This window comes from Bosea sp. ANAM02, from assembly GCF_011764485.1.
Lineage (GTDB): Bacteria > Pseudomonadota > Alphaproteobacteria > Rhizobiales > Beijerinckiaceae > Allobosea.
This window is the reverse complement of the sequence record NZ_AP022848.1, coordinates 4,945,969-4,955,300: the sequence shown is the minus strand read 5'-3', so window position 1 is coordinate 4,955,300 and position 9,332 is coordinate 4,945,969. Positions and strand designations below refer to the sequence as shown.

The following is a 9,332-nucleotide window of genomic DNA, read 5'->3' as shown; positions in this document are numbered from 1 at the left end:
GACAGGCGCATGGCACCACGACGGGCTTCGGTTCCGGTTCTGCTGATTACGCTTGGAAGGCTCGCCGAGGGACGACGCCACCCTTCATCTCGATCAAGAAAGACAAAGGGTCACATCCTCCAACCTCCATGGTCGCGAGCCAAAACGCTGATCATCTCTGGAAATCCCGCGGCGGTCATTGCTGTCCGCCCGGCGATGAAGGGGACCTTACAGGGCGCTCTCGACGGGCTGCAACACCCCTTTCAGCCGGCTTCGGAGACTCGCCTTTTCGGAGCCGGAGCTGACGATAGGGCAGCCCGCCGCAATTGGTTGGGGAACTTAAGATTTTCTTCATGCTCCCTGCCCTGGGCTTGGCCGAATCTTTTTTTTCGGGCTGCCGGAAAGCCTGCCGCAGAGTCGCCGCGATTCCGTCTTCCAAAATCCTTTGCCCACTAAGATGATGAAAAATCACATCTTTTTATGAGCGACCAAGTCTCTCCCCGCGCGCGATTTCGCGCCCTGAACGGCACCCGAGAGTCAAGCCCGCAAGGCCGTGGAAAGCTTACGAAAATAGCTTGAATGCAGCATTGTTTTGTTCAGTCGAGGCCTGTGGCGAGGGCGCCACAGAGCCCATGAAGCCAACGAAAAAGCCCGGCCTTGCGGCCGGGCTTTCGGGTCGTCGAGACGACTAGAACTTTTGGCTCAGGAAGCCAGCGCACCGATGCGGTGAGCGAGACGCGAGACCTTGCGCGAGGCGGTGTTCTTGTGAACCACGCCCTTCTGCGCGGCACGCATGATTTCCGGCTGGGCGGCCTTCAGGGCCTCGGCGGCGACCGCCTTGTCCCCGGAGGCGATCGCCTCCTCGACCTTGCGCAGGAAGGTGCGCATCCGCGAGCGGCGCGCCTTGTTGACCTCGGTGCGGCGGGCGATCTTGCGCGTAGCCTTCTTGGCCGACGTCGTATTGGCCATCGAAACGTCCTCGTCTCTTCATCGCGACCGGGCGCCTGGCGTCATTGCCGGCGGGGCTGGCCGCATCCTTGCTGGAAAAACGTGCGCGGCGGCCGAGCTTGCGCGGGCCGCCGCGAGTGGTGGGGCTATAGTCGCTTGCCGGCGCTACGTCAACGCCGTAATTGCCGCAAGGCAGCCGATCTCACGCGGAGGGCGCGATAAAGCGCGCGAAGCTCGCCAGATCGACATTGCCGCCGGAGAGGATAATGCCGACCCGCTTGCCTTCGACCGGCACTGCGCCGGTGAAGGCGGCGGCCGCCGCCAGGCAACCGGTCGGCTCGACGACGAGCTTCATCCGTTCGGCGAAGAAGCGCATGGCATCGACGAGCGCGGCGTCGCTGACCGTGACGATATCCTCGACCTCGCGCTGGATGATCGGGAAGGTCAGGTCGCCGAGGAAGGCGGTCTGCGCGCCGTCGGCGATGGTCTTGGGCACGCCGATCGCGACGATCTCGCCCTTGCGCAGCGACTGCTGGCCGTCATTGCCGGCTTCCGGCTCGACGCCGAAGACGCGGCAGCCCGGGTTCAGCGCCTTGGCGACGAGCGCCGCGCCGGCGAGCAGCCCGCCGCCGCCGAGCGGCACGAGCAGGATGTCGAGCGGGCCGGCATCCTCGATCAGCTCCTTGGTCGCGGTGCCCTGGCCGGCGATGACATGCGGGTGATCGTAGGGCGGGATGATCGTCAGCCCGTGCTCGGCCGAGAGGCGTTTGCCGATCTCGAGGCGGTTCTCGGTATAGCGGTCATAGCGCACGACCTGCCCGCCATAGCCCTCGGTCGCAGCGACCTTCGCGGCCGGCGCGTCGTTCGGCATGATGATCGTGGTCGGCACGCCCAGAAGCTGGCCGGCATAGGCGATGGCCTGGGCATGGTTGCCGGAGGAATAGGTGACGACGCCGGCTTTCTTCTGCTCGGCCGAAAGCGAGGCGATCGCATTATAGCCGCCGCGGAACTTGAAGGCGCCCATGCGCTGCAGGTTCTCGGGCTTGAAGACGAGGCTGGCCTGCGTCCGCCGGTTGGCGGTGGCGGAGCTCATCGCCGGCGTGTGATGGGCGATGCCCTTGAGCCTGCCGGCCGCGGCCTCGACATCGGCATAGGTCGGGAGGGCGGGGCTGCTGGCGGTCATGGCGGGAGATCCTGCAGGGCGTCATGGTCGGGCTTGACCCGACCATCTCGTAAACCAGTGTCTTCTCGTCATGAGATTCTCGGGTCAAGCCCGAGAATGACGGAAAACCAAGACGGTGAAACTCAGCCGTTCTTGAAATCGGGCTTCCGCTTCTCGGCGAAGGCGGACATGCCCTCCTTCTGGTCGGCGGTCGCGAAGAGCGACGAGAAGACGCGGCGCTCGAAGCGCAGGCCTTCCTGCAGCGTCACCTCGAAGGCGCGCTCGACCGATTCCTTCGCCATCAGCACGGAGGGCAGCGATTTCGATGCGATCGCCTCGGCCGCCTTGAGCGTCTCGGCCAGGAGATCGGCGAGCGGCACGACGCGGGCGACGAGGCCGGAGCGTTCGGCTTCCTCGGCGCCCATCATGCGGCCGGTCAGGCACAGGTCCATCGCCTTTGCCTTGCCGACCGCCTTGGTCAGGCGCTGCGTGCCGCCGGCGCCGGGAATGACGCCGAGATTGATCTCGGGCTGGCCGAACCTGGCATTGTCGGCGGCGATGATGAAATCGCACATCATGGCGAGCTCGCAGCCGCCGCCGAGCGCGAAGCCCGCGACCGCGGCGACGATCGGCTTGCGGCGCCGGCCGATCCGGTCCCAGTCCTCGAACTTGTCGTCGAGATAGGTGCCGGGGAAGGTGCGGCTCTGCATTTCCTTGATGTCGGCGCCGGCGGCGAAGGCCTTTTCCGAGCCGGTGAGGACGACGCAGCCGATGCCGTCATCCTTCTCGAAGCCGTCGAGCGCCTGGTTGATCTCGCCGATGAGTTGGCCGTTCAGCGCGTTCAGCGCCTGCGGGCGGTTGAGCGTGATCAGCCCGACCTTGCCCTTCGTCTCGACGAGAATGGTCTCATAAGCCATGGCGGCCTCCCGGATGCTCTTGTGATGGCAGGTTTAGCGGGCCGTCGGGCCTCAAGTCCACGGGCAGGAGACGCAAGTTGGGATGCGTGAATGCGACCATCCCGGGATAACCGATGGATCCGGTGTCCGCTTCTGCGCGTACTGTTGGGCAAGTGTCGCATCCACGGTCATTCACAATGGGAGGCGGAAGTGAAGTCGATCTCGATCTTGCTGGTCACTGCGGCGATGCTTGCCGCGGCCGGCTGTGCTGGCGGCGCGGGAGTGGGAGTGGTTGATCAGGCGCCCGAGCCGCGTAAGCCCATCGATGTTGCACGCTTTTATTCCGGCATGTGGCACGAAATCGCGCGGCGTCCGATGGCGATCACGAACGGCTGCGTGGCCGGCGCAACCGAATATGGACGCAGCGGCAAGGGCAGCATTCAAGTGCTCGATTCCTGCCGCATGGGTAGCCCGCAGGGTGAGGTGAAGACTGTCGGGGGAGCCGGTCGCATTCTTGATCCGGGCTTCAACGCCAAGCTGCGTGTGGACTACAAACTTTATGGCTTTGTGCCCGTGCAGCGCGACTACTGGGTTCTGGATCGGGCTGACGATTATAGCTGGTTCATCTCGGCCGACCCGACGCTGCGCGATCTCTATATCTTCACGCGCGACCCACAGATCGGTGCCTCCCAGCGCCGGCGCCTGATCACTCGCGCAGCGGCGCTAGGCTACGATGTATCGAAACTGGAATTTCCGGAGCAGCCGCGCCGCTAAGATCAGCGGCGTGACATGGGCTGGCAACCCTCGCAATAAAACGTCGAGCGTCCCGACTGCACGAGCCGCTTCACCAGTTGCCCGCAGCCCGGCGTGACGCAGGTCTCGCCTTCGCGGTCATAGACCTTGAAACGGTGCTGGAAATAGCCGAGCGAGCCGTCGGCATGAGCGAAGTCGCGCAGCGTCGAGCCGCCGGCCGCGACCGCCTCCTCCAGCACCTCGCGGATGATGCGGGCGAGTTCGTGCGCGGTCTCGCGCGGCCGCCCCGTCGGCGTCGCGATCGTCCCGGCTTCCGCTTCCGGATGGAGCCCGGCCCGGAACAGCGCCTCGCAGACATAGATATTGCCGAGCCCCGCCACGAGCCGCTGGTCGAGCAGCGCGGCCTTCAGGGGCGCGAACTTGCCCGCGAACAGCTTCGCCAGCGTCTCGCCCGACAATTCGTTGCCGAGCGGCTCGATGCCCATCCCCGCGAAATGCTTCGATGTCGCCAGTTCGGCGCGGGGCACGAGATCCATGAAGCCGAAGCGGCGTACGTCGTTGTAAGTGACGCGCGCGCCTGTCCCCATCTCGAACACGACATGGTCATGGATCAGGTGCCGGCCGATCTCTTGATAATAGGAGCCGGGCTCGGTCGGCGGCGTGCCGGGCGCCTCGACGATGAAACGCCCGCTCATGCCCAGATGCATCACGAGCGCCGCGCCGTCGTCGAGATCGGCGATCAGGTATTTCGCCCGCCGCGACAGGGCCTCGATCCGCCGCCCGGTCAGGCGCTCGGTGAAGCGTTCCGGCAGCGGAAAGCGCAGGTTCGGCCGGCGCAGCTCGACGCGCTGGAAGCGCTCGCCCAGCATGGCGGGCTCCAGCCCGCGCCGGACGGTTTCGACCTCGGGTAGCTCCGGCATACCAACGACCTCAAATAAAGCCTGCGTCGAGAGGGCCCGCGACAAGCCCGCCGCCTTTGGCTATTGATCGGCTCAGGCGAATACAAGACAGATTTGCACAAGGCCGGCCCGACCGTGACAGCAGCTTCCGACACCACCCATTTCGGCTTCGAGACGGTGAAGCTTGCCGAGAAGCAGGCCAAGGTCGACGACGTCTTCCACAAGGTCGCCAACCGCTACGACCTGATGAACGACCTGATGTCGGGCGGCCTGCACCGGGCCTGGAAGAGCGCTCTCCTGACCGCGATCAATCCGGCGAAGGACAGGCCCTTCCACCATCTCGACGTGGCCGGCGGCACGGGCGACGTCGCCTTCTCGGTGCTGGAGGCCGGCGGCCCTGAGACCGACGTCACCGTGCTCGACATCAATGCCGACATGCTGCGTATCGGGCGCGAGCGCGCCGACAAGCGCTTCCCGAAAGATGATCGCATCCGCTTCGTCCAGGGCAATGCCGAGGCGCTCGGCCTGCCCGACAACCAGTTCGACTGCTACACCATCGCCTTCGGCATCCGGAACGTGCCGCAGATCGACAAGGCTTTGGCCGAGGCCTGGCGCGTGCTGAAGCGCGGCGGGCGCTTCCTCTGCCTCGAATTCAGCCATGTCGACGTGCCCCTGCTCGACAAGATCTACGAGACCTATTCCTTCAAGGTCATCCCGCCGATGGGCCGCCTGGTCACCGGCGAGGCCGAGCCCTACCAGTATCTCGTCGAGTCGATCCGCAAGTTCCCGAAGCCGCAGGCCTTCGCGAACATGATCGAGGATGCCGGCTTCCGCCGGGCGAAGTTCACGCCGATGACCGGCGGCGTCGTGGCGCTGCATTCCGGCTGGAAACTGTGATGGCTTTCCCCCCGTCATGCTCGGCCTTGTGCCGAGCATCCACGTCTTGCGACGCGGATGAAGGGAAGACGTGGATGGTCGGGACAAGCCCGACCATGACGGGAACGCCTCGCCTGCGAGCGAGCCGCGCATGATCTCGTCCTTCTTCCACATGCTGCGCGGCGCGCGCGTCGGCTTCGTGCTGGCGCGCGAGGGGGCGCTGGCGCTGGTCGACCCGTCCGTGCTGCCGCCGCTGGCGCGCGGCCTGATCCGCGTCGGCCGCCTGATCGAGCGGCGCGGCGCCGGCTCCTCCGCGACCCGCCTCGCGGCGGCGATGACCCGGCTCGGTCCCTCCTATGTGAAGTTCGGCCAGTTCCTGGCGACGCGGCCCGATGTCGTCGGCATGAAGATCGCGCAGGACCTCTCGGCCCTGCAGGACCGGATGCCCGCCTTCCCGATGGCGGAAGCCCGCGCCATCGTCGAGGCCGCCCATGGCGGCAAGCTCGAGGACATCTTCGTCGAATTCAGCGAGCCGGTCGCGGCCGCCTCGATCGCGCAGGTCCACCGTGCCCGGCTGAAGGATGGCCGCGAGGTCGCGGTGAAGGTTCTGCGACCCGGCATCCGCGACCGCTTCAACCGCGACCTCGCGGCGATGCGCTTCGGCGCCGAGCAGGCGGAGGCCCGCTCGGCCGAGGCGCGGCGCCTGCGCTTCACCGGCGTGGTCGAGACCCTGGCGCGCTCGGTCGCGATGGAGATGGACCTGCGGCTGGAAGCCGCTGCCCTCTCCGAATTCGCGGAGAATACCAGGGATGATCCCGATTTCCGCGTGCCGGAGCCGGATTGGCAGCTCACGGCGCGGGAGATGCTGGTCGACGAATGGATCGACGCTGTCCGCCTCTCCGATGTCGAGGGCCTGCGCGCCGCCGGCCACGATCTGCCGGATCTGGCGCGCAAGATCATCCAGTCCTTCCTGAAACATGCGATCCGCGACGGCTTCTTCCATGCCGACATGCATCCCGGAAACCTCTTCGTCGATGCGGAGGGGCGCCTTGTCGCGGTCGATGGCGGCATCATGGGCCGGCTCGGCCTGAAGGAGCGGCGCTTCCTCGCCGAGATTCTGCTAGGCTTCATCACCCGCGACTATGCCCGCGTGGCGCAGGTGCATTTCGAGGCCGGCTATGTCCCGGCCCATCACGACGTCGCCGATTTCGCCCAGGCGATCCGCGCCGTCGGCGAGCCGATCCACGACAAGAGCGCCGACCAGATCTCGATGGCGAAGGTGCTGACCCTGCTCTTCGAGATCACCGGCATGTTCGACATGGCGACCCGCACCGAGCTCGTCATGCTCCAGAAGACCATGGTGGTGGTCGAGGGCGTCGCCCGCACGCTCGATCCGCATTTGGACATGTGGGGCACGGCCGATCCGGTGGTGCGGAGCTGGATCACTCACAATCTCGGTCCGATCGGTCGGCTGGAGGAGGCCGGGCGCGGCGCCCGTTCGCTGCTCGGCTCGCTGGCGGCGCTGCCGGATACCGTCGTCCGCGCCGAACGCGTGCTCGGCCAGCTCGAGGACGCCTCGCGCCACGGCTTCTCGCTCGACGAGCGCAGCGTCGAGGCGATCGGCCGGGCGGAAGCCCGCCGCAACCGCTGGGGCAATATCGCGCTCTGGGTGATCGCGGGGCTCTTGGCCTACGGGGTGTTCGGCTAGGTCGAGCGCTTGCCGTCATTCTCGGGCGAAGCACAGCTTCGACCCGAGAATCTCATGCCGGATAAGGCGCCTTCTCGTCCCGGGATGCTCGGGTCAAGCCCGAGCATGACGTGCATTGATCTACCGGAACGGCGGCTCGTCGAAGCTCCTGAGCTTGCGCGAGTGGATCGTGGCACCCGCCTTCTTCAGCTTCTCCAGCGCGTCGAGCCCGATGCGCAGGTGCTCGCCGACGGCGCGCTCGTAGAAGGCGTTCGCTGCGCCGGGCAGCTTGATCTCGCCATGCAGCGGCTTGTCCGAGACGCAGAGCAAGGTGCCGTAGGGAACGCGCAGCCGATAGCCCTGGGCCGCGATCGTGCCGGATTCCATGTCGACCGCGATGGCGCGCGACAGGTTGATGCGCCGCCGCTCCTTGGTCCATTGCAACTCCCAGTTGCGGTCGTCCTGGGTCACCACGGTGCCGGTGCGCAGGCGCTGCTTCAGCCGGTCGCCTTTCTCGCCGGTGATGTCGGCAGCCGCCTGCTGGAGCGCGACCTGCACCTCCGCCAGCGCCGGAATCGGGATATCCGGCGGCACGAGATCGTCGAGGATGCGGTCCTGCCGGAGATAGGCATGGGCCAGCACGTAGTCGCCGATGATCTGGGTCTGGCGCAGGCCGCCGCAATGCCCGACCATCAGCCAGCAATTCGGCCGGAGCACCGCGAGATGGTCGGTGATGTTCTTCGCGTTGGAGGGACCGACCCCGATATTGACCAGCGTCACGCCCTCGCCGCCGGTCCGGATCAGATGGTAGGCCGGCATCTGGAAGCGGTGCCAAGGCGCCGACATCACCCGCTCGGCGGCCGAGACGTCGATCCCGTCCCTATCGATGCGGATGCCGCCCGGTGCGATCAGCGCCTCGGCCGTGCCGGCCTCGATCTCGGCGAGGCCGAGCCGGACGAACTGGTCGACATAGCGATGGTAGTTGGTGAGCAGCACCCAGGGCTGCACGGCCCGCCAGTCGGTGCCGGTATAGTGCACCAGCCGCCGCAGCGAGTAATCGACCCGAACCGCGTCGAACAGCGAGAGCGGGCGTGGCTCGCCCTCGATCAGATCATAAGTGCCATCGGCGATCTCGTCGCCGACCAGCGCCAAGAGCGGCGTCGGGAAATAGCGCGCCAGTTCCGCCGCGGTGATCTTGCCGCGCCCCAGTTCGTCGCCACCTTCGAGCGCGTAAGGATAGGGGATTTCCTGCGTGCTGATGCCCGTCTCGATCGTCGCGCCGTATTCGGCGGCGAGCGGCTCGAGCTGGTCGAGCAGATAGGCGCGGAACTCGGCCGGCTGCGTCACCGTGGTCGAGTAGATGCCGGGTACCGCGAATTTGGCATAGCCGCGCCGCGTCGCTTCCGGCAGCTTCGAGGGCTCGTAGGTCACGCGCAGCATCGGATAGCGATAGCGCTCCCGGTCCTCGTGCGTCGGCGCCTCGCCGGTCTCGAAGAAGCGCTGCAGGTCGCCGCGCAGGGCCGAGCGCGCCGCGTCATAGAGCCGTTCGAGCCGGTCCACGGCGGCTTCCGGTGTCGCTGCGGTCTCGAAGCTCATGAGCCCTCCTCGTATCGCACTGGTTCTAGCCGCGTGTCCGCGCTCCTGACAACAACCGGCGGGGGCTCGCGCCAGCTTGCGGCCCAACCCGATTGACAGGCAGGAGGAATGCAGTTAGTAAACCGATCAGTTAATTAACTGATCGGTTTTATATGATGTCGACGGACCCGCTCAGCCTGACCTTCGCAGCCCTCGCCGACCCGACGCGCCGTGCCATCCTGGACCGGCTGTCGCAAGGCGAGAGTTCGGTGAAGGAATTGGCCGAGCCCTTCGCGATGAGCCTTCCTGCGGTTTCCAAGCACCTCAAGGTGCTGGAGCGCGCCGGGCTGATCACGCGGGGAAAGGAAGCCCAGTGGCGGCCTTGCCGGCTCGACCCCGGCCCGCTGCAGGACGTCTCGCAATGGCTGGAGCATTACAGCCGTTTCTGGGACCAGAGCCTGGGGCGGCTGGACGAGATGCTCCGCGAGATCAAGGCGAAACCACCCGATAAGCCCGGCGTTTGACGCCAAAGCCATTCCTTCAAGCTCAGTTTCAGG

The 9,332-nt window shown here is 66.3% G+C and carries 9 protein-coding genes; 4 read left to right on the top strand and 5 right to left on the bottom strand.

Annotated features, from left to right (window positions below; translation table 11 throughout):
* Positions 1-681: 681 nt before the first annotated feature.
* From rpsT to OCUBac02_RS23595, 3 genes are all read right to left on the bottom strand, one after another.
* Entirely contained in the window at positions 682-948 is a 267-nt protein-coding gene (gene rpsT / locus OCUBac02_RS23605) for a 30S ribosomal protein S20 (protein WP_047581773.1), read from the bottom strand.
* Between the two features lie 181 nt (positions 949-1,129).
* Positions 1,130-2,110 carry a threo-3-hydroxy-L-aspartate ammonia-lyase gene (locus tag OCUBac02_RS23600; protein WP_173049168.1) on the bottom strand — a complete coding sequence of 327 codons (981 nt, stop codon included), beginning with the start codon at positions 2,108-2,110 and terminating at the stop codon, positions 1,130-1,132.
* A 122-nt stretch (positions 2,111-2,232) separates the two neighbouring features.
* Positions 2,233-3,006, bottom strand: coding sequence for an enoyl-CoA hydratase (locus tag OCUBac02_RS23595; RefSeq protein WP_173049166.1), 774 nt, complete (start codon positions 3,004-3,006; stop codon positions 2,233-2,235).
* Between the two features lie 189 nt (positions 3,007-3,195).
* On the opposite strand from OCUBac02_RS23595, the gene OCUBac02_RS23590 reads away from it, so the two are divergent.
* Positions 3,196-3,759, top strand: a complete 564-nt coding sequence (locus tag OCUBac02_RS23590) for a lipocalin family protein (protein ID WP_244639034.1) — start codon at positions 3,196-3,198, stop codon at positions 3,757-3,759.
* Positions 3,760-3,761: 2 nt separating this feature from the next.
* Here the strand turns inward: OCUBac02_RS23590 and mutM are convergent, their stop codons facing one another.
* A complete protein-coding gene (mutM, locus tag OCUBac02_RS23585; protein WP_173049826.1) occupies positions 3,762-4,658 on the bottom strand; it encodes a bifunctional DNA-formamidopyrimidine glycosylase/DNA-(apurinic or apyrimidinic site) lyase in 897 nt (298 codons plus the stop codon).
* Positions 4,659-4,772: 114 nt separating this feature from the next.
* On the opposite strand from mutM, the gene ubiE reads away from it, so the two are divergent.
* Positions 4,773-5,534: a bifunctional demethylmenaquinone methyltransferase/2-methoxy-6-polyprenyl-1,4-benzoquinol methylase UbiE gene (ubiE, locus tag OCUBac02_RS23580; protein WP_173049164.1), complete on the top strand. Its 762-nt coding sequence runs from the start codon at positions 4,773-4,775 to the stop codon at positions 5,532-5,534.
* Between the two features lie 130 nt (positions 5,535-5,664).
* Positions 5,665-7,221 carry a 2-polyprenylphenol 6-hydroxylase gene (gene ubiB / locus OCUBac02_RS23575; RefSeq protein ID WP_173049824.1) on the top strand — a complete coding sequence of 519 codons (1,557 nt, stop codon included), beginning with the start codon at positions 5,665-5,667 and terminating at the stop codon, positions 7,219-7,221.
* A 120-nt stretch (positions 7,222-7,341) separates the two neighbouring features.
* Here ubiB and OCUBac02_RS23570 read toward each other — a convergent pair whose 3' ends face one another.
* Positions 7,342-8,796, bottom strand: coding sequence for an AMP nucleosidase (locus OCUBac02_RS23570; RefSeq protein ID WP_047581417.1), 1,455 nt, complete (start codon positions 8,794-8,796; stop codon positions 7,342-7,344).
* A 155-nt stretch (positions 8,797-8,951) separates the two neighbouring features.
* Between OCUBac02_RS23570 and OCUBac02_RS23565 the strand changes: the two genes are divergently transcribed.
* Positions 8,952-9,299, top strand: a complete 348-nt coding sequence (locus OCUBac02_RS23565; protein ID WP_173049823.1) for an ArsR/SmtB family transcription factor — start codon at positions 8,952-8,954, stop codon at positions 9,297-9,299.
* Positions 9,300-9,332: the final 33 nt, after the last annotated feature.